This is a genomic window from Bartonella sp. TT119HLJHH, from assembly GCF_042193385.1.
In the GTDB taxonomy this organism is placed as follows: Bacteria; Pseudomonadota; Alphaproteobacteria; order Rhizobiales; family Rhizobiaceae; genus Bartonella.
Window position 1 is genome coordinate 116,069 of record NZ_JBHILS010000005.1, and the last position, 19,823, is coordinate 135,891.

The 19,823-nt window shown below is 38.9% G+C and carries 17 protein-coding genes, 1 tRNA gene and 2 pseudogenes; 13 read left to right on the forward strand and 7 right to left on the reverse strand.

Going from position 1 to position 19,823, the window contains the following annotated elements; genetic code table 11:
• Positions 1 to 356 precede the first annotated feature (356 nt).
• Positions 357 to 479, reverse strand: a complete 123-nt coding sequence (locus ACFIJL_RS04380) for a hypothetical protein (RefSeq protein ID WP_375622875.1) — start codon at positions 477 to 479, stop codon at positions 357 to 359.
• A gap of 302 nt (positions 480 to 781) precedes the next feature.
• Between ACFIJL_RS04380 and ACFIJL_RS04385 the strand changes: the two genes are divergently transcribed.
• The 3 genes from ACFIJL_RS04385 (at position 782) to ACFIJL_RS04395 (ending at position 2,018) form a co-directional block, all read left to right on the forward strand.
• A complete protein-coding gene (locus ACFIJL_RS04385; protein ID WP_375622877.1) occupies positions 782 to 1,444 on the forward strand; it encodes a lysozyme in 663 nt (220 codons plus the stop codon).
• Positions 1,441 to 1,677, forward strand: a complete 237-nt coding sequence (locus ACFIJL_RS04390) for a hypothetical protein (RefSeq protein ID WP_375622879.1) — start codon at positions 1,441 to 1,443, stop codon at positions 1,675 to 1,677. Before ACFIJL_RS04385 ends, ACFIJL_RS04390 begins: the two co-directional genes overlap by 4 nt.
• A gap of 128 nt (positions 1,678 to 1,805) precedes the next feature.
• Entirely contained in the window at positions 1,806 to 2,018 is a 213-nt protein-coding gene (locus ACFIJL_RS04395) for a hypothetical protein (protein ID WP_375622881.1), read from the forward strand.
• 1,530 nt (positions 2,019 to 3,548) lie between these two features.
• Here ACFIJL_RS04395 and groL read toward each other — a convergent pair.
• Together groL and groES are read right to left on the reverse strand one after the other, a co-directional pair.
• Complete coding sequence (gene groL, locus ACFIJL_RS04400) at positions 3,549 to 5,192, reverse strand: chaperonin GroEL (RefSeq protein ID WP_375622883.1); 1,644 nt, start codon at positions 5,190 to 5,192, stop codon at positions 3,549 to 3,551.
• A 59-nt stretch (positions 5,193 to 5,251) separates the two neighbouring features.
• A complete protein-coding gene (groES, locus tag ACFIJL_RS04405; protein ID WP_005774667.1) occupies positions 5,252 to 5,548 on the reverse strand; it encodes a co-chaperone GroES in 297 nt (98 codons plus the stop codon).
• A 226-nt stretch (positions 5,549 to 5,774) separates the two neighbouring features.
• Here groES and fumC point away from each other — a divergent pair, with 226 nt between their 5' ends.
• The 5 genes and pseudogenes from fumC (at position 5,775) to ACFIJL_RS04430 (ending at position 10,107) form a co-directional block, all read left to right on the forward strand.
• Positions 5,775 to 7,163 carry a class II fumarate hydratase gene (gene fumC / locus ACFIJL_RS04410; protein ID WP_375622885.1) on the forward strand — a complete coding sequence of 463 codons (1,389 nt, stop codon included), beginning with the start codon at positions 5,775 to 5,777 and terminating at the stop codon, positions 7,161 to 7,163.
• A gap of 199 nt (positions 7,164 to 7,362) precedes the next feature.
• The gene (locus ACFIJL_RS04415) at positions 7,363 to 7,602 is read left to right on the forward strand and encodes a hypothetical protein (RefSeq protein WP_375622887.1); all 240 of its coding nucleotides are present in this window, start codon (positions 7,363 to 7,365) and stop codon (positions 7,600 to 7,602) included.
• 259 nt (positions 7,603 to 7,861) lie between these two features.
• Positions 7,862 to 8,021, forward strand: a pseudogene (locus ACFIJL_RS04420) (DUF4102 domain-containing protein); the annotation flags it as partial.
• 324 nt (positions 8,022 to 8,345) lie between these two features.
• Positions 8,346 to 8,564, forward strand: a pseudogene (locus ACFIJL_RS04425) (lyase family protein); the annotation flags it as partial.
• 655 nt (positions 8,565 to 9,219) lie between these two features.
• Positions 9,220 to 10,107, forward strand: a complete 888-nt coding sequence (locus ACFIJL_RS04430; RefSeq protein WP_375622889.1) for an outer membrane protein — start codon at positions 9,220 to 9,222, stop codon at positions 10,105 to 10,107.
• Between the two features lie 1,622 nt (positions 10,108 to 11,729).
• Here ACFIJL_RS04430 and ACFIJL_RS04435 read toward each other — a convergent pair.
• Positions 11,730 to 11,814: transfer RNA gene (locus ACFIJL_RS04435), tRNA-Leu, on the reverse strand.
• 206 nt (positions 11,815 to 12,020) lie between these two features.
• On the opposite strand from ACFIJL_RS04435, the gene ACFIJL_RS04440 reads away from it, so the two are divergent.
• The 3 genes from ACFIJL_RS04440 (at position 12,021) to ACFIJL_RS04450 (ending at position 14,033) form a co-directional block, all read left to right on the forward strand.
• On the forward strand, positions 12,021 to 12,626 hold the full coding sequence (locus ACFIJL_RS04440) for a YqaA family protein (protein ID WP_375622891.1): 606 nt from the start codon (positions 12,021 to 12,023) through the stop codon (positions 12,624 to 12,626).
• A gap of 12 nt (positions 12,627 to 12,638) precedes the next feature.
• A complete protein-coding gene (locus tag ACFIJL_RS04445) occupies positions 12,639 to 13,211 on the forward strand; it encodes a disulfide bond formation protein B (protein WP_375622893.1) in 573 nt (190 codons plus the stop codon).
• 297 nt (positions 13,212 to 13,508) lie between these two features.
• Entirely contained in the window at positions 13,509 to 14,033 is a 525-nt protein-coding gene (locus ACFIJL_RS04450) for a type II toxin-antitoxin system PemK/MazF family toxin (protein ID WP_375622895.1), read from the forward strand.
• A gap of 138 nt (positions 14,034 to 14,171) precedes the next feature.
• On the opposite strand, the gene ACFIJL_RS04455 is transcribed toward ACFIJL_RS04450, so the two are convergent.
• From ACFIJL_RS04455 to ACFIJL_RS04465, 3 genes are all read right to left on the reverse strand, one after another.
• Positions 14,172 to 14,321: a hypothetical protein gene (locus ACFIJL_RS04455; RefSeq protein WP_375622897.1), complete on the reverse strand. Its 150-nt coding sequence runs from the start codon at positions 14,319 to 14,321 to the stop codon at positions 14,172 to 14,174.
• Between the two features lie 806 nt (positions 14,322 to 15,127).
• A complete protein-coding gene (locus ACFIJL_RS04460; protein WP_375622899.1) occupies positions 15,128 to 15,340 on the reverse strand; it encodes a hypothetical protein in 213 nt (70 codons plus the stop codon).
• A gap of 270 nt (positions 15,341 to 15,610) precedes the next feature.
• Complete coding sequence (locus ACFIJL_RS04465) at positions 15,611 to 16,273, reverse strand: hypothetical protein (RefSeq protein ID WP_375622901.1); 663 nt, start codon at positions 16,271 to 16,273, stop codon at positions 15,611 to 15,613.
• Positions 16,274 to 17,349: 1,076 nt separating this feature from the next.
• Between ACFIJL_RS04465 and ACFIJL_RS04470 the strand changes: the two genes are divergently transcribed.
• Both ACFIJL_RS04470 and dut read left to right on the forward strand, forming a co-directional pair.
• Entirely contained in the window at positions 17,350 to 18,159 is an 810-nt protein-coding gene (locus ACFIJL_RS04470; protein ID WP_375622903.1) for a VIT1/CCC1 transporter family protein, read from the forward strand.
• Between the two features lie 259 nt (positions 18,160 to 18,418).
• Positions 18,419 to 18,949, forward strand: coding sequence for a dUTP diphosphatase (gene dut / locus ACFIJL_RS04475; RefSeq protein ID WP_375622905.1), 531 nt, complete (start codon positions 18,419 to 18,421; stop codon positions 18,947 to 18,949).
• The last annotated feature ends 874 nt before the right edge of the window (positions 18,950 to 19,823 follow it).

A 19,823-nucleotide genomic window follows, 5' to 3' on the forward strand; every position in this document is an offset into this window, starting at 1 on the left:
GTTTTTTCCATATTGCTATTCATCAAAGAACGAAGAGAGATTGCTTTACAGCGAAGATTTCTCTAGGCAAATCGGCTTTTGTGTTCGTAAAACAAAAATAGCAAACAACTTTTCTCTTAAAGAAAAAGCACCATTGTCCGATAAAAACCATCCCCTCTTAAAATTGTATCAAAATTCCAAAGCTCTTGTTCGCCCAAAGCTTTTTGTAACAATGAGACTATTTGAATAGGCAAAACGCTTGATACATAAAATATTGAATGCTTCCGTCTTCAGTAAAAGCATATGTCTTGTTTTTCTGAGAGTGTGCGCTTATATCTCAAGCCCCCCACATCAATGCCATACGACGAACACAACCACTATAGATCACGCTTATCGTGCATCAACCCAACAACTGCCCGCACACCAATAAAGACTCCATCAAAAAACCAATACAAGGTCTTAAAATCAACAACCTCTCTTAACGGAAAACACCAGCCCAACCATTACCCTTCTTGCCCAACCATTTACCCCTCTTGCCCAACCATTTACCCCTCTTGCCCAACTATTTACCCCTCTTGCCCAACTATTTACCCCTCTTGCCCAACCATTATCCCTCTTGCCCAACCATTTACCTCTCTTGCCCAACTATTTACCCCTCTTGCCCAACCATTATCCCTCTTGCCCAACCTTTTGATTTCATCACAGTTTCACATCTCTTCTGTTTTTGAAGCGTGAAAAAATTCATTTTTAATCTGTCAACCAGCCTCACGTTACCGTGAGGCTTTATTTTATGGAGAAGCAAATGAGAAAAATATCTAAAGCAGGACTTGCACTCATTAAACAATGGGAAGGATTGCGTTTACAAGCCTATAAAGATGCCATTGGGGTGTGGACAATCGGCTATGGTCATACCAGCACGGCTGGCAAACCGTTCGTTCACAAGGGCATGATCATTACTGAAGAACAAGCAGAAGAAGTTCTTTGTCAAGATTTAAGGCAATTTGAAAACACCGTTGAAAAACATGTGACGGTTTCTTTAACGAATGAACAATTCGCCGCACTCGTATCGTTTTGCTATAATGTAGGAACGGCAGCTTTTTGTAATTCGACCCTTCTAAAAAAGCTCAATAACGGCGAATATGAAGCCGTCCCTGCTGAGTTACAAAAGTGGACCAAAGCAGGAGGAAAACGTCTTCACGGTTTAGTGCACCGTCGTGCAGCAGAAGCAGGCTTATGGGCGAAAGGGGCTTATGTTTCTTCCAACTATCAAACCGTAGAAACGCAAGCACCAACGGGTGTTTTCAAGGCAGAAGCGCTTACGCCGATTATTGGTTCTTTTTCTGGTCTTGGCGGTTTATTGGCAGGCAATGGTCCTATCCAATGGGCATTAGCAACCATTATGGTTTTAGCCGCCTTCGTTGGCATTTTCTTTGTGGCAAAACGGTTTCGGGAGCAGCGTTTATGATGGGGTGGTTGAAAAAAAATCTGATGATAACAGGAGCGGCTCTGACCGCTTTTTTTATTGCTTTAGCAAAAGCTTTCACTCTTGGAAAGAAGATTGAGCAACAAAAGCAAATAGAAACAACACTAAAGTCATCAACAACACGGCAAGAGGTGGAAAATGAAATTAATCAAAAAAGTGATACTGATGTACGGGCTGCTCTTACTCACTGGTTGCGCGATAAAAACAATCAATGAGCCTTTTTCTTGCGTTGGTTGGCTGCCCATTTATTTAGACAACAAAGATCTCAATATCATCAGTTCAAATCTCGCAAGAGATATTTTAAAGCATAACAAACAAGGGGAACACATGTGTGGGTGGAAACATGGCTAGAAAAAAAACACAAGACGATAAAGAGCTTACAGAAAAGGAAAAAGAAATCCTACAAGAAATCATCATGACTTATAAAAGTATAAAAGTGATGTCGCGTTATACGAAGTGGATTATATTCATCATTGTGTTATTAGCGCTTGATTTTTCACGGATTATAGATGCGCTGGGAAATTTTTTTACACAAAAATCGAATATTCAGCTCTAAAATAAAAAATAAAAAATGAACCGTGAGACGTGTTCAATTATTTTAAAATATAAAAAGCCATTCGTTATTTTTTGAACACATGGAGTTTTATTGATGATTTTTCACGTCTCACGAAAGGTTTTTACAAGCTTCACAAACGTCGCACTCTTCACAAACACTTTCATGAAATGAATTTAAGGGTATGAAGAGAGATTTTTAACAAACACGTAAGTCAGCAACTTTGGTAACATAAGAAAAGGATCATACCAACATACATTTTTTTAATAATCTATTGATATCCAAATGATTTTATACTCTTCATAAATAGCATTGCCAAGAATTTGTATTAAAAGACATTTCTTTTAAAGAAGTGCATAAACAAGCAATGTAATGGTAGCCTTACATAAAGCCTCTCATCTTTACGTTTAATAAAAAAGCAAGCCGGCTCCTCCCTGCCTCTCAATACCCTACCTCTCAATTTTCACCCTCCCAATGCCCTGCCTCCCAATGCCCTGCCGCCCAATGCCCTGCCTCCCAATGCCCTGCCGCCCAATGCCCTGCCGCCCAATTTCCACCCTCCCAATGCCCTGCCGCCCAATGCCCTTATGTCCTATGCATAAAGATCAAATTGAAGAGAATATATGAAAAATCCTTGGCTCGAAAATATGAAAAGAAGGCATGAAGCTACAACAGAATTTCGCGTGCCTTTATCATCAGAAGCATTAAAAATTCTAAAACAAGCGCGCCTACTGTCTCGTAATGATTTTTTTCAGCTATCTGTCATGGTCCCCTTAGCTCAAAAATTGCTCCCCCCCCCAAGAATTTTCTGTCACAATATAGGCAACAAACAGAACTTGAGTATAACAACATGGGTTTGGCTCCAGTTTAGGTGATGAGCTTACCGAAAAAAAGATGAGAGCAAGGCGAAAAATTAGCTTTTATCTTTAAGCTTCTCAAATGGAGCAGTCTCCCCATTTCAGAGATCAACGAAACAGAGAGATGCTTATCCCCTTATGCAAAAGCTTGAAATACCAGCATCTTATTCATAAAAAACAAACCAGCCCCATCATGCTCTTTTCAACTCTGTCTTTCCAACGCTCAATAGGTACTAACTCTTAATTACTAACTCTTAACTACTGACTTTTAATGATTGCGTTGGTTTATAAAAACCGTAGTGACCTCTCACCTTATGAAGCACAAACACAGGATTTTTTAATGATAAATGAATAAGCTTAAAATAAAAAAAAGAACTATATGAGAAAGAAATTATTATAAATCAAAGAATTGTATTTTTATCAGCAAAATATTTTCAAAGGCAATCACAATCTCTGCACAATAGAAACATTTCATAAATGCAAGAGAAAAAGCCAAAAACCAAGAGTGAGATCTATTCACTCTCTTCATAATGACGACATATCCCTCCGTGGAAAAGAGAATAATCCTCTAAGATAAAGAAACAATCATAAAGAGGAAAATTCGTATGCACAAAAGAAATATACAAGAAAACGGGCCCATAAGACCCGTTTCTTTATTACGTCTATGGAAAAGAGCTTAGAAATCCATTCCGCCCATTCCGCCCATTCCACCAGCAGGCATTGGAGGCATTGGAGTGTCTTTTTTGGGAACTTCAGCAACCATTGCTTCTGTTGTGATCAGAAGGCTCGCAATTGAAGCCGCATTCTGAAGAGCAGAACGCACAACTTTCACGGGATCAACAATTCCCAAAGCAATCAAATCACCAAATTCACCGGTTGCGGTATTGTAACCATAAGTGTCAGCATTATTTTCTAGCACTTTGCCCACAATAATAGCGGCTTCTTCACCAGCATTGGTTGCGATTTGGCGCGCTGGAGCTTGTAGAGCACGACGAACGATACTAATACCCGCTTCTTGGTCAGGATTACTTCCCTTAACAGTCAACGCATTTGCTGCACGCAACAATGCGGTACCACCACCAGCAACAATACCTTCTTCAACAGCAGCACGTGTTGCATTCAAAGCATCATCAACACGGTCTTTCTTTTCTTTCACTTCAACTTCTGTTGCACCACCCACACGGATAACAGCAACACCACCAGCGAGTTTAGCAAGTCTTTCTTGCAATTTCTCACGGTCATAGTCAGAAGTTGTTTCTTCGATCTGAGCCTTGATTTGATTGACGCGAGCAGTAATTTCAGCTTTTTGTCCAGCACCATCAATAATGGTGGTATTTTCTTTAGAAATATTCACTTTCTTTGCACGTCCAAGCATATCCAAAGTGACATTTTCAAGTTTAATGCCCACATCTTCAGAAATAACCTGTCCAGATGTCAAGATAGCAATATCTTCCAGCATTGCTTTACGGCGATCACCAAATCCAGGAGCTTTTACAGCAGCAATTTTCAAACCACCGCGCAGTTTGTTAACCACGAGCGTTGCCAAAGCTTCACCTTCCACATCTTCAGCGATAATGAGAAGTGGTTTTCCAGACTGAACAACAGCTTCAAGCACAGGAAGTAAGGATTGCAAATTAGACAATTTCTTTTCATGAATGAGAATGTAAGGATCATCGAGATCAGCGACCATTTTCTCAGCATTTGTGACAAAATAAGGGGAAAGATACCCGCGGTCAAATTGCATTCCTTCCACGACTTCCAATTCCGTTTCAGCGGTTTTAGCTTCTTCCACGGTAATGACGCCTTCATTGCCCACTTTTTCCATAGCATCAGCGATCATTTTACCGATTTCAGCAGCACCATTGGCGGAAATTGTTCCCACCTGTGCAATTTCTGCAGAAGTTTGAATTTTTTTAGCTTTTTTGAAGAGGTTTGCCACCACTTCTTCAACAGCAGCATCAATTCCACGCTTCAAATCCATTGGGTTCATACCAGCAGCAACGGCTTTAACACCTTCTTGCACAATAGCCTGTCCCAAAACAGTTGCTGTTGTTGTTCCATCACCGGCAACATCATTGGTTTTAGAAGCAACTTCGCGCAACATTTGCGCACCCATATTTTCGAACTTATCTTCCAGTTCGATTTCTTTTGCAACGGATACACCATCTTTTGTGATGCGAGGCGCACCGAATGATTTATCAATCACCACATTGCGACCTTTAGGGCCGAGTGTCACCTTCACAGCATTAGCAAGAATGTCGACACCGCGCAACAAACGCTCACGCGCATCACGGCCAAATTTGACTTCTTTAGCAGCCATTTAATTTCTCCTTGGAGTTTTTTTCAAAATAGTACACAATGAAAAACTAAGCGCTTCAATTAGCCCATAATTCCCATAATGTCAGATTCTTTCATGATGAGGAGATCTTCCCCATTAATCTTGACTTCAGTTCCAGACCATTTTCCAAACAAAATACGGTCTCCTGTTTTGACTTCTAACGGCACGCGCTTTCCATTATCATCCAGAGCGCCATTGCCAACAGCAATCACTTCGCCTTCTTGAGGTTTTTCTTTTGCTGTATCAGGGATGATGATCCCACCAGCTGTTTTATTTTCAGATTCAACCCGACGGACAACGACACGGTCGTGAAGTGGGCGGAATTGTATATTAGCCATGTTTTAAATCCTTAAAACTGAACATAATTGCATTAATCTTAAAAGTTCTTGCTAGCACTCTCTTCACGTGAGTGCTAACATGAGTTAGATATAAAATCGGCATCTCTCAATGTCAAGAATAGCCATAAAATAATTTTTCTAAATGAAGCTTCAAAGTCTTGCCTCTTATTGCACTTTCGCGTTATCTATCTTTTTTGAGAACCCGTGAACAAAAAAGGATCTTATCATGGTTGAAACACGTCAGGAAACGGATAGCTTTGGAACGATTTCGGTCCGTCAAGATCGTTATTGGGGCGCACAAACTGAACGTTCTCTGCATAATTTTAATATTGGCAGTGAAAAGCAGCCTCTTGCCATCATCTATGCCTTAGTCCTTGTCAAAAAAGCAGCAGCACTTGTAAATATGGACAAAGGCAAACTACCAGAAAATATTGGAAAAGCAATTATTGCCGCCGCTGATGAAGTGCTTGCTGGCGATTTTGATACGCATTTTCCACTCTCCGTCTGGCAAACAGGCTCAGGCACACAAAGCAATATGAATGTCAATGAAGTCATTGCTAATCGTGCTAGTAAGATTTTGGGAGGAAAGCTTGGAAGCAAAAAACCCGTTCATCCCAATGACCATGTCAATATGAGTCAATCATCGAACGATTCCTTTCCCACGGCGCTTCACATTGCCACCACGTTGCAAACACGCCAACACTTACTGCCAATCCTTGAAGCTCTTATTGCGACATTAAAACAAAAAGAGCAAGAATTTGCAGACATCATTAAAATCGGCCGCACCCATACCCAAGATGCAACCCCTTTAACCTTAGGGCAAGAATTTTCAGGCTATCGTACCGCATTAGAAGCCAATCTTCAGCGCATTGAAAATGCTCTAACCGATGTCCAAATGCTTGCTCAAGGTGGCACGGCTGTTGGCACAGGACTGAATGCACCCAAAGGTTTTGACGTTGCTTTTGCGCAAACAGTAAGCACTCTCACAGAAATAACGTTCCAAACTGCCAGCAATAAATTTGAAGCACTTGCCCATCATGGCGCCCTTGCGCATTTCCACGGAAGCTTGAATGCTCTCGCTGCTGATTTGTTTAAAATTGCTAATGACATTCGGTTTTTAGGCTCTGGTCCACGTTCTGGTTTAGGAGAACTCAGTCTTCCTGAAAATGAACCCGGCTCTTCCATTATGCCCGGCAAAGTCAACCCCACACAATGTGAAGCCATGACCATGGTTTCTTGCCAAGTCTTTGGGAATCATACCAGCGTAACCTTTGCCGCAAGCCAAGGACATTTTGAACTCAACGTTTATAAACCTGTTATTGGCTATAACGTTTTACAATCAATTACCCTTCTTGGTGATTGCATGCGTTCTTTTGATATGCATTGCATTCAAGGATTACGGGCCAATCGTGTTCATATTCACTCGCTCATGGAGCGCTCACTCATGTTAGTCACAGCTCTTGCACCAGAAATTGGCTATGAAAAAGCTGCTGAAATTGCCAAAGCAGCGCATAAAAATGATACAACTTTGCGCACCGAAGCATTAAAAGCAGGCGTTTTTGTAGAGGATTATGATCGATTAGTTGATCCTAAAAAGATGATTGCTCCCCAATAAACAACCCACTAAAAAAGATGCAAACGTCTTAAAACAAATCTTTCTGTCAAAAAATCGGGGTGTAAACACCCCGATGATGACCGATAACAATTACCCACAGCGTTCATTTTAGGCTCTGGTCCGCATTTATGCTATGGATGGTTTTGTTGCTTATGTTGTACTTAAAAGGCACAACGGTTTTGGAAAGAAATGAATAGTCATGGCTCAACACCCAATGGCTATACTGGCAGAAAGTGATTTAAATGGCTATGACCGTAAGGTGTTTTTCATTCTAGCTTCACATCTTGATTTTAAAAATCAATTAGCTATCAACCAAACAGAATTAGCTCAAAAAAAATCAGTATTAATAGACATAATTTCAATCGAAGTAAAAAAGATTAATGAATTCATAGTAGTTACGCTTACAATGTTATCATTATTGATAACATTGGGTAGATAACTCTTATCTCAATGAGATAATGTATTGATTTATAATAATAATCTAGCGTTATCCATATTGAATGAGAATCCTAAATACCGTAAGATTTTCTCATTTTAAATCTGTCCCATGTTGCATCAATCAAAATCACTGACTAGCACATCACAAACGCAATGAATGTATGGATAGAAATTGTATCCGATAAGGACTACAAACGCCTCTAATGAACCACCTCAAGCGCCAAGGACTGTCACAACGGACAAAGGGGCCTGTCACAACATTGTGGAGAGGACTGTCACAACACCCACGAACTGGCAAATATAGTAATGGCACCGGCTTGCTCCTCTATGAAGCGTAAAAGAGGTGCTCAATAGATTTATCGTTATACCATTCACAATCGCCGTCGTGAAATGGGTTTAGGAACATTGAGAAATGTCTCCTCTATGAAGCGTAAAAGAGGTGCTCAATAGATTTATTGTTATATCATTCACGAGCCACCGTCGTGAAATGGGTTTAGGAACATTGAGAAATGTCTCTTTTATGAAGCGTAAAAGAGATGCTCAATAGATTTATCGTTATATCATTCATAATCGCCGTCGTGAAATGGGTTTAGGAACATTGAGAAATGTCTCTTTTATGAAGCGTAAAAGAGGTGCTCAATAGATTTATCGTTATACCATTCATAATCGCCGTCGTGAAATGGGTTTAGGAACATTGAGAAATGTCTCTTTTATGAAGCGTGAAGATGGGGCGTGCTCAATAGAGGAACAGCTGTTGGAACAAAATTTGATGCACTGAAAGGTTTTGATCTTTGCTGAAACAATTCACTCTCTGACGGGATATCCTTGACAGCTCGCAAGAAATTGGAGGCATTTGCCCATTATGACACCCTCACCCATTTCCACAAAAATCTGAATGCACGCGCTAATCTCTTTAAAATAGCCAACGACATTCAGTTTTTAGGCTCTCATCCACGTTCCGGCTTTAAGCGAACGGAACGGAGAGTTTTCCGTTTTACATGGCGCATAAGAAACCTCATGAGACTTGAGATTCTCGCACTTTACTCCTTCTTATTCTTCGTATTCCATTCAATCAATCAAAACTATTTGCTTGGCAATCAAAACTATTCGCTTGGATTGCCATAAGCAAAAGTGGCACATATAGATAAAAAAGAAATAAAGTCGCTCATCTCCTCAAGTGCTCAAAAGGCTATCGCAATACAAAGCTACGCAATATCAGAAACGAGCAAAGAATATAATGGTGCCAATATGCATTTTTTACGTTCAATTAAATATTAAGCACATTAATTTCAATCACAATGGATAATACATTTAACACTTAACAACAAAGAGTATTTTTAATATATATTAAATAATGTTTTTTAATAAATAAAAAGCTTGTTTACTATATTATAATTTTTTCTAAAACATAGAGAATACTGAAGTGTGTATATAAAAAATACTGAAAAATCAATACAAACGCGAGATAATAGCATGAAAACAAGTTTTAAGAATGCTTAAACATGGATAATTATAGATTTTTTGAGTATTTTAGTTTTCATAATGATATTAAATATAGATTTCTTTAACCGATTCGTGTATAATGCGCCTTGTATTCTAAATGAATTGGGGATATTTTATGAAAACAAAATGTTTAATTGCACTATCTATTTTCACTTTCATTACCGCTTCAACAGCGCAAGCAGCAGATACGGTAATCTTTAAGCAATCAGAACCGAAGGTTTCATTGCAAAATGATTCATCGTCACGTATTTCACCGGTTACTATTTCTGCACCTTTTTCTTGGTCTGGTTTTTATTTAGGAGGACAAATCGGATATTTTTCCAATAAAAATACTCTAAATTATGTAGAAGAAGCCAGAGACGGAAAATGGGCTTGGATTGATAGAGATTTATCACCGAAACTATCAGGATTGAGAACAGGGTTGTATGCAGGTTCTAACATTGATCTAGGAGATTTTGTTTTCGGTTTTGATACCGACTTAGTCTGGTCTGGGAGGAAAAGCACCCAAACAGACAGTGGAAAGAAAATTTTAGATAAATTAGACTCCATTAACGTTGCCTTTAAAGAAGCTGGGATTCCTATCATAAAACCTGCAGCTCAGGATGAAACGATACCCAACTATGGTGACATTGTTGTTAGCAGTGTAACATTGAAAGAAATAGGGGCTGGTGCTACGCGCGCGCGTATTGGTTTTGCTTCCCATCGTCTTATGCCTTATATTGCAGGAGGTATAGCCTATAAACAGATGCAATATATCATGTCACTTTTATCAAAATCGCAAGAAGATTCGACAATTTTTGCTTCTGGCAATATGTTAGATGAGACAAAAACAATGATTGGTTACACTGTTGGTGGTGGTTTTGATCTTGCAATGACAAATAATATCATTATGCGTACAGAATATCGTTATTCAGATTTTTTTAAAAAGAACTTTGCAAACGATAACCTTAAAATCTCTTCTCAAGCGCATGATGTTCGCTTTGGTATCGCTTACAAATTCTAAGTTTTGTAGAAAAATTGAATGATTAAAAAACCCTGTTAAAAACGGGGTTTTTTTATGCCCCTTTCCCCTAAAAAGACATAGATTCTAAAAAACAGTACTAAACTGTAAACAAATAGTCACGAAACAATAAAGCCTCTCCCTCTCTTAAAGCAAGCTTCTATCCTCGCAGCCTTTCATGTAATGCATTTGGAATATAAAAGCTTTACTATCATACCACTGAGCGCCATCGTAAAATAAATGAGAGCCGTTATGTAAGAGATATTTCTTTAAAATAAATATGGATATTGCGCATCAATAGCAGTTTTATAGGATATATGTTGACTTTCCTCCCCGCTCTTAAAGAATAAAGCTTCTAAAAACCTATGTTTAAAAATCCATTTTTAAACACCATGTCCATTTATAAAAACACAAAAACTCTTGAGGAATCTTGGGAGATTTGGGCGGGCTTCTCTGGGCTCCTCCTCATGGAATGCTCTTAAACCTAAAGCAAGACAAACACACTGAAGAATATCCAACCCACCCTGAAAAAATACTGTAACGTTTCAAGGAAGTATGCCCTATATGACCACACTACAAATGCCTATATTACCACACTTCAAACGACAGTGTTTTACAGCTATTGTATGCCAGAGTGGAGAGAGGATATTGCGGTTTTCTGTTTATGTAATTTCTGTAACGGGGAGACAGCTTCATTTGGGGAGCACATGAAGTTGTCAAGGTAAAACCCAATTTCCAACCTTACCCTTTTCCTCTGCTTTACGACTTCCAAAAGCCTCTAAAGCACAATCTTTTAAACCTCTAAAACTCTGCCTTTTAAAGAGAGGAGATTACGCATTGCCTCATGTTTTTGTTTCTCACATATCTTTTTGGCGATCCCCCCTCATGTCATACGACAACGCTTCAAACCAAACACATTCAAATTCAAGACACTTTGGTTGCCAATGCACATGCATGTTTTAAAGAAACATCTCTCAAAACCCTCAAGCCCATTTTGCGACAGCACCTACAAGAATATAAAATCTCTAAAGCCTCTAAAGCACAATCTTTTAAACCTCTAAAACTCTGCCTTTTAAAGAGTGGAGATTACGCATTGCCTCATGTTTTTGTTTCTCACATATCTTTTTGGCGATCACGCCCCTCATGTCATACGACAACGCTTCAAACCAAACACATTCAAATTCAAGACACTTGGATTGCCAATGCACATGCATGTTTTAAAGAAACATCTCTCAAAACCCTCAAGCCCATTTTGCGACAGCACCTACAAGAATACAAAATCTATAGAGCACCATCTCTACACTTCATAAAAGTGCAAGCAGGCACCATCCATCATACACTTTACCTCCAATGATGCCCTTGAAACAGCATAAGAGGCATTTTTATTCATTTTTTGTAAAATTTCACTCCACGCGAGCTCATCTAGCTTGTAACGTACGAGCGACATGATTTTGGTTGATTTACTAGAAGCAGACTTGAAATGAGAGAATCCTACGGTATTCGAGGTTTTTCATTCAACATGCAAAACATTGAACACGGTCTATGAATCTCACGTTTTATAACCCCCCATGTTTTATAAAACAACGTGATGCGCCATAACAGGATAAAGGGAAATATTTATGAAGTGGTGCGGGTGGTCGGACTCGAACCGACACTCCTCTCGGAACCAGATTTTGAGTCTGGCGCGTCTACCAGTTCCACCACACCCGCACACAGCTATAAAAGACAGACTTGTCGATTATTCCTTTGCACTATATGAAGAAGAACAGATTCGTCAACAGAAGACTTCTCATTTTTTAAGAATTCATATCATTTTCTTATCTATTTTATGGAATATTTTCTTTATTGGATTTCTCTACCGGATTTATAGCAATCTCATTTGTAAAGTCTTTACCTCTTAAACTTATAAAAGCCTCATGATATTAAACAAATTAAAGGTTTGGACGATTTCTTTAGCAAATCGGCGTACAGCACCGCACTGGCTTGGTTTCATTGCCTTTATTGAAAGTTCTGTTTTTCCAATTCCCATAGATGTTTTATATATTCCGATGCTGCTTATTCATCAAAAGCAGGTTTATCGCTATGCTTTGATTGCGACGATCTGTTCTGTATTAGGAGGCATTGCAGGTTGGTTTATCGGACATTTTGCCTATGATACCCTTGCCAAACCTATTTTAGAAATTTATGGTAAGGTTGAAAGTTTTGAATCTCTGAAAAATAGTGCAACCCTGCAATTTCTAATCATTTTACTGATAACATCAGGTTTTTTTCATCTTCCCCCCATCAAGATTGTCACAATTTTGGCCGGTGTAATGAGTGTACGTCTTGAACTTTTCATGCTTATTTGTATTTTTTCTAGAGGCGCTCGTTTTTATTTTCTCGCGTGGCTGATTAAACATTTTGGACAAAAAGCAATGAATTTTCTAGTACAGCATTTCAAATGGATTGTTCTCATTGGTTGTGTTAGCCTCCTTTTAATTTATGGGATTTTCATAGCTTTTTTAAACAGGAAGCTTTTATAAGGAACAGACTTAATGGCATGCGTTTTGTCTTCTCACCCACTTTTACACAAGCACCTTCATCTTGAACCCAGCAGAAAAGAACAAAGTTTGTGGGCTTTTTTTCTCGCTTTTTGCTTGTCTGCCACAATAGGTATTGCCCTTGGTTTTGAACATTTCGGAGGGTATCTTCCTTGCGATTTGTGTCTCATAGAGCGTTTTCCCTATTATGGTGCCATACCCTTTTTGCTCTTAGCAGGTTTTGGGGCATATTTTTTTCGCATAACTGCTTGGGTACAACTTTTATTTTTGTGTGTTTTTGTCTTAATGTGCATCAGCCTTGTTTTAGCCATTTATCATGCGGGTGTTGAATATGGCTTTTGGGCTGCTCCCCTCAGTTGTGGTTTAAGCGCAGTCAGAAAAACTTCAGACATTAACCAGTTGCTTAACCAATTAAACAACATTCATCCCCCTTCTTGTTCTGAAGCATCCGCACGCTTTCTTTTTCTTTCATTTGCCGGTTGGAATGTCGTCTCAAGCCTATTTTTCAGCCTTATAAGCCTCTATATTACTTCAAAAGGCATTCTTTCAAGCAATAAAAAACTCTAACCATAAAATAGAAACGAAACCGCGTTCACTCGTTCTCTCCAATCGCTTCCCCCCTAACCAACAACTCTCCAGTCACCAATCCCCACCCAAAACCACCCACCGCCAAACCAACCCACCAACACCAATGAGTCACCAACATCCCTCCTCTAGCGTTGTACTCAAAAGACAAAAATAAGCAGATACATCCATTTTATGGTTTCACCTCTCTGTACTTATAAGCAACATTTTGATAAAAACTCGTGATAGAAAAGCCGTAAAATAATAAGTGAGGGGACCAATAAATATAAATGGTCTGCTATGGCTGAAGATAAGAACACAGAGCCTTCTACCCTATCACCTATTTCCTTAGATATAACCAAACTTGAAGAACCATGTGTTATGATGGAACATGATCATAATGCATGGCGCGAGCATATAAAAGAAAGGGATTTAAATGCGCCTTACCAAAAACCACCTCATATAAAACCACGAATCAAATCGGCACCACGCATCAGGCAAGTTTTTTGGTGCGATTTTCCTCATGATTCGATACTCCCTGAATTTTGGAAAAAGCGGCCTGTTTTAGTGCTTTCTAAGAATGCAAAATTATATGGAAATGTGACAGTTTTACCTTTTTCAACGAAATCACAACCCAATAATCCCGCTGCGTATCCAATACAATCTCCTATAGAGAATAAAAAAGCGTGGATTATCTGCAATTATGTCACAACAGTTTCTGTAAGTCGTTTAAGTTGCTCACGTACCGTTCCAAGGTTATCCTGCGAAGATTTTCATAAAGTTGTAGCTCTGATGCTCAAATATTTACCGCATTTACAGTATTGACTTTTGAGAAAAATAAGTGTATCTATATCAGCATACACGGCATCAGTAATGGTGACCGCTTCCCCGCAAGGGGAGATAGGAACGAAGGAGTGGGCAACCGCTCCTTTCGTCATTTTTGGTATTTTTTTTGAAAACTTTTTAGCCATTTTTTGCAACCTTCCCTAGAACATATCCAACATTCATTCTCCACCGTTGTTGTTTTGCTCCACCGTTGTTGTTTTGAAATATCTGCGATTTGGGATAAGCAGAAGACAATATCCACACTTTGGATCCGGTAAAGTTTCCCATGGAGATTACCGAGATATTGTACATACTCATCATTTCATTGCACAAAAAATCGTGCTGCCGTTTCTTAAACTTTATATGATTTTCCGCAATGGGAATATCTTTCCAAGATTAAAAAAAAGCTTCGCTTTATATGACCACACCTCAAACGATCGTATTTGACGAGATAACAAAGAAAACTCTCTAATAAACCAGAAATCAACACCCGACCGATTTCTATCTCTTCACTAATAACAACTGTTTATTGCCCTAACCACATTATTTCACCGGTCACACGACCTAACATAGCTTTTGCAGATAGACTTTTCCCCTCTCCTAGAAACGATCTATGCTATTTTGGGATTTACTGCTGAATTGCTTATGCTTGCACTTTGAATGCCTTTTTTCTCACCATATAAAAGGTAGATAAAAAATAATTTCGTTTATCAGCTTTATTTTAAAGACATACCTATTTTTTACAGGATACGTTTTCCTTTCTATCAGCCCTATCGCATTTAATACACTTGTCGTTTCTAAACATGAACCACCAAGCATCACAATGGAACAATAGACTCTCATCACTTTCATGGGCACTTGCATTGACAAGAGATAAACAAGAGTATTGATCATCACACACGGAGCAAAAATCTATAGCGACTATGCCATAGACTTTCGCCACGCACGGGTCATTCTTAAAGCATATTTATGATGAGATAATCATTTATGACATCCTTTTTGTTACGCCAAAGAACGGGTTTTGCTAACTAGTTTTACTATTGTGCAAATTTTTCAAGAGAAATCCTCACTCGCTCATAGATGATAAGATTTCTTTATGGAGAAAGCGTATGGCGCTCAGCTTTGACCTTTTCCATAACAAGGATAAGTTCAAACTTTAACCAACACGACAATACACCTATTCTAAACGATTTACACACCACCTCATCAGCAACAGGCTGCTTCAATATTGGTGCATTTATCGGTGCATTGACTTGAGGATTTTTTGCACTTCCACGCACCGTAAAAAAAGAAAATATTTTTATCATTTTCAACTCCATTTTAATTGATTTGGATTTTAAAAATGACCAAAAAAATCAAACAAAAATAGAGAGGTAAGTTACGAAAACTACAGGGTAAATTTTACTGCCCCAAAATGTCTATTTTCCCCCGCCTGAACAGTCAGAGGAACACTATAAAAATTATTTTCATTGAAAAACAATTACTTATAATCTAGGGAAGAAAAGTAAAAATCTCCCCCAGAAAAAGAGATTACCTTCAAAATTATCAAAAAAAGCAGCACAATTTTAGTGATCTTTTTATTTTTTTTCTTTTGATAAAAGAGAGCTGGCAGGTGTCTTAGGCGCCCCTCCGGTAGGTTCCCAATTCGCAACAGCCGCTAATTCCTCAATAACATCCGTTTTTAACTTACCACTTTTCTTATTGTGTAAATCATATTGATCAGCATTCTGTTGCAACCATTTTGCAAGCGTTCCTTTAACAGTTTTACCACCCTCAGCCTCACTCACCGCTTCCCATGCCGCAACAATAGCAGCAAGCTTTGGAGCATAACGTGGATGCGTTGGATCTTGAAACGCATATTTTTGATCCTTAGTCTCAGCAAAATTATCCTCAGGGAAAAAAAACGCAGGACGCAGACCACGCGACGAAAGCCATTCTTTTAAATCTTCAACGAGAACATATGAGGAATATGTCTCTATATAATTAGAAAAACTCGACCATTCTATCTTTAATTGATCGTCTTTTCCTGCCTGAACTATGGCATTATAAGCTCCTCGGAAACAAGCAGTTTTCTCTGATGATACGGAAAGGTTATCTTCGTAAATATCACTCTTTTCTGGTTCCGTTTCATCGTGAAACAAACACTTTCCTGGATTTAATCCAACTATTAAAAGCGCTGCCTGCGGTATTGTTAGTTTGTGCAAACCCAAAAACCATTCTAAACTATCATCAATGTCCATAGAGTTCCTCTTTTTTCTGCACAACTTAATTCTTTTTTAAAAACATCAAAAACGTTTGTTAACGCGTAGAGATTATGCACTTCTCACATTTCAACTCATCCCATACTTTAAATAAAAACACAGCACCCACACCCCTCCTTGTGATACACAAGAAAATGATTTGAATTGTTTCAATATAAGAAGTTTTGAAGTGAGAGGAATCCTACTGAATTTTGGGCTTTCATGCAAGATATCAGGCAAGTTACAAGGCAATAAATGCCCCTTCATAAAGCATAAATTTTTATGCGTGATCAAACAATTTAATATGATAACATCTCTGTCATTTATGCACCCCCACCCTTAAACCTGCCCCTGCAATCACAGCACAAAAGATAATTCGTTACACGCTAACAAATCCACCTAAATGCAAAAGCTGTAACAACGCTAAAATGCGCGTAAATATCATAAGAATACTGTCTTACACCTCCACAAGCAGAATGAGTGGCGTAAAACTGTACAATAAAATGCCATGCCTATAATGAACCGTGCTAAAGACTGTCGCAACACTGGGAGCTAAGGTGTACGATGATGCCGGCTTGCTCTTTTATGAAGCGTAAAGATTAAGAAGACTCAATGGAGTTTATATTATTTCATGGAAATTTTGCGGCTCTACCCTTCTATACTCTTCACGGGGGCCCATCCTCGCGAAATGGGCTTTTATCCCTTGAAAAAGATCTCCTTTAAAAGAATCATTTCAAATTCTAAGAGCTGTTACAGTATTTTAAACGCATCAAATGAATGATGATGCTAGCTTATTCCTTTCCTATATTCTCGAGCATCAATACATTAGAATGCTCCATTCAAACGCCCCTTTAGCAAAATAAAGCACATTGTCTCTTAATTTTTTTCACGCAATTATTTCTTTCATGCACCCCTGTCGTCTCCATTTGATAAATCTCCTTGTACTTTCTCAGCATCCCATCACCTTTTTTCTCAGTGCAACCTTTTTGTAATTTGTCAGTTTTTAACTTTTAGATTGACTTTCGGTTTATTTTTCTTATGTTTTAGAATTATTCTAAAGTGCAGAGGAACAGAAAATGTTGAGATCGTTTTTTTCATTTGTACAACGTAAAGCTCTGTCCTTTCGTTCAGCACAAAACGTGATACTTAAAGCGCTCAAATTAAAAGAGCAACATGCGGCGCTCTATTTAAAATATGCAAAAGCTCTAGAACCTTATTCCTCTAAGGAAGCCGCGGTTTTTACCGCTATGGGGCTTCAAGAGCTTAAAAATTATAAGCAACTTTTGTGCCTTTCTTGCCATAATCGTGCAAACACTATCGGTTCATTATGTGACAGAACTTCTCTTGTGAAAGGAAAGAGCCGCCATCCCTCCCCAAAAACAACAGCGGCAAATCACACCATAAAAAAACCTTCGAAAACACAAAGACAAACACTTTTGACTTGGATTCAACCAGGTCTTGCAGGGTTAATGGATGGCTCTGTCTCCACCCTTGCCCCCATTTTTGCCGCAGCTTTTGCCACGGGAGACACGCATCAAACTTTTTTGATAGGGCTCTCAGCTTCAATTGGTGCGGGACTTTCAATGGGTTTCACAGAAGCAGCCCATGATGACGGCAAATTATCAGGGCGTGGTTCGCCATTAAAAAGAGGTCTTGCCAGCGGCATTATGACAACATTAGGAGGACTAGGTCATACTCTTCCCTATTTGATCAACTCTTTTTATGTAGCGACAATTATTGCTTTTATCATTGTTTTTTTCGAACTAGGCGCCATCGTCTGGATTCAGAACAAATACATGTCCACTCCCTTTTGGCGCGCCTCTTTACAGGTCATCATTGGTGGTGCTCTGGTTTTTGCCACGGGTATTCTTATCGGTAGTATCTAAAAAATCTTATCTGTAACCATAATTTAGATCTCAAATAAGCGCATGCCCCTAGGCATAAGCCATCCTTGATGATGCCATTATTGAAAAATGCCTTTGATGATGTTAGGTGGTGTTGTGGAATATTTTAGGTCAGCCAAAGATGATAAGCAAGCTCTGGGGACAACCTATATCCACACACCTTTATCGACTTGGTTTTATAGATATCTTTTGTTAAAGTATCATTTTCTTCTAGACCTCATATTTTGGAAATGCCTTGATCATGTCGCACACTGAAACCAACGCCTCTCTAAACAACCATCCTGTCTCTTCTCAATCTTCACATGCCCAGACTTTATCCGTTCAGCGTCTTCCACACGGACAAGGTTTAGAACTTCCTTGCTACGCAACAGCAGGTTCTGCGGGTCTTGATCTACGGGCAGCAATTGGAGAAGAAGAAACGCTTGTTCTTGCCCCTGGGCAGCGGGCACTTATTCCAACAGGTCTCATTTTTCATTTATCTCTTGGGTTTGAAGCACAAATACGTCCACGCTCTGGCTTAGCCTTAAAACACGGCATCACATGCCTCAACACTCCAGGAACGATTGATAGTGACTACCGTGGTGAAGTCAAAGTCCTTCTTATCAATTTAGGACAAGAAGACTTTTCAATCCAACGGGGCATGCGCATTGCCCAAACAGTCATCGCCCCCGTATCTCAAGTTAATGTTTGCGCCATTGAACCAGAGCAAAATACCCCAAGCCATAACGAGAGCCGTGGAACAGGAGGTTTTGGTTCAACGGGACACACTTAAGAAGCTCTGAAAAATCGCTCCTCTCAAAATAACACACATACTTATTCCAACCACTCTTTCACTTAAAACCCCTTGTGCTTTTAAAGTGCAGAGGGAATGCGCATTTGCTTTCAAAGTTTTTTCACTAAACGCCCCTCTAAACAAGCATCTCTCAATTACGTCTCTCACGCTATACAAAACTTCATTAACACCCGATACCCCTTCCCCATAACAAAAACATTGGCATTAACCATTGAGCGTTCACACACTGCTTGTAATGTCGACAATCTATACATCATATTGATTTATAATAATAATGAATTGTCTTTCAACTTAAATGAGAAATCTCAATACTGTAAGATTGTTTCATGGCAAGCTTATTTATATTAAATCAATCAAAAGCATGTTTCTCACATTCCAAACGTGGTTAGCATACAGATAAAAACTGAAAAAATGCCTACAATGAATACGTATATTAACACTGTCTTGGGAAAAAAATATAAATACGATAATGGTGCTCGCTTACTCTTTTATTAAGCATAAAGAGAGTGAGGTTCGATAGATTTTTTGATTATTTTACGGGGGCTTTACCGTTATACCATTTATGGATAACATGTAAGTTTTATGTAAAAATAACTTGCTGTATTTATACAGCTTTTTTACAGTGAGGGACGCGTAAATAAAAGTTAGGGAATAGGATTTTACAACACGTCTCTCTAATTATTACGAATCAAGAGTTCTTTTCGGGGTGGTTTTTTAGCAAAACCAGAGGTCCAAAGGATCGCTATTCTAAGATATCTAACTTTTTGTTAACCATCTTTTAAGATGTGAGAAGCTATTCTCTATGGCGTCCACGCAACGGGAAAAATCTATTACAAACATAAAGACAATAAAG

Excerpts from the sequence above, each read along its gene's own strand:
- fumC (WP_375622885.1), top strand. The coding sequence starts at position 5,775 with ATGGTTGAAACACGTCAGGAAACGGATAGCTTTGGAACGATTTCGGTC.
- ACFIJL_RS04395 (WP_375622881.1), top strand. The coding sequence starts at position 1,806 with ATGGCTAGAAAAAAAACACAAGACGATAAAGAGCTTACAGAAAAGGAA.
- ACFIJL_RS04460 (WP_375622899.1), bottom strand. The coding sequence starts at position 15,340 with ATGATAAAAATATTTTCTTTTTTTACGGTGCGTGGAAGTGCAAAAAAT.
- dut (WP_375622905.1), top strand. The coding sequence starts at position 18,419 with ATGTCGCACACTGAAACCAACGCCTCTCTAAACAACCATCCTGTCTCT.
- groL (WP_375622883.1), bottom strand. The coding sequence starts at position 5,192 with ATGGCTGCTAAAGAAGTCAAATTTGGCCGTGATGCGCGTGAGCGTTTG.
- ACFIJL_RS04430 (WP_375622889.1), top strand. The coding sequence starts at position 9,220 with ATGAAAACAAAATGTTTAATTGCACTATCTATTTTCACTTTCATTACC.
- ACFIJL_RS04450 (WP_375622895.1), top strand. The coding sequence starts at position 13,509 with ATGGCTGAAGATAAGAACACAGAGCCTTCTACCCTATCACCTATTTCC.
- ACFIJL_RS04415 (WP_375622887.1), top strand. The coding sequence starts at position 7,363 with ATGGCTCAACACCCAATGGCTATACTGGCAGAAAGTGATTTAAATGGC.
- ACFIJL_RS04385 (WP_375622877.1), top strand. The coding sequence starts at position 782 with ATGAGAAAAATATCTAAAGCAGGACTTGCACTCATTAAACAATGGGAA.
- ACFIJL_RS04390 (WP_375622879.1), top strand. The coding sequence starts at position 1,441 with ATGATGGGGTGGTTGAAAAAAAATCTGATGATAACAGGAGCGGCTCTG.
- groES (WP_005774667.1), bottom strand. The coding sequence starts at position 5,548 with ATGGCTAATATACAATTCCGCCCACTTCACGACCGTGTCGTTGTCCGT.
- ACFIJL_RS04465 (WP_375622901.1), bottom strand. The coding sequence starts at position 16,273 with ATGGACATTGATGATAGTTTAGAATGGTTTTTGGGTTTGCACAAACTA.
- ACFIJL_RS04455 (WP_375622897.1), bottom strand. The coding sequence starts at position 14,321 with ATGGGAAACTTTACCGGATCCAAAGTGTGGATATTGTCTTCTGCTTAT.
- ACFIJL_RS04440 (WP_375622891.1), top strand. The coding sequence starts at position 12,021 with ATGATATTAAACAAATTAAAGGTTTGGACGATTTCTTTAGCAAATCGG.
- ACFIJL_RS04470 (WP_375622903.1), top strand. The coding sequence starts at position 17,350 with ATGTTGAGATCGTTTTTTTCATTTGTACAACGTAAAGCTCTGTCCTTT.
- ACFIJL_RS04445 (WP_375622893.1), top strand. The coding sequence starts at position 12,639 with ATGGCATGCGTTTTGTCTTCTCACCCACTTTTACACAAGCACCTTCAT.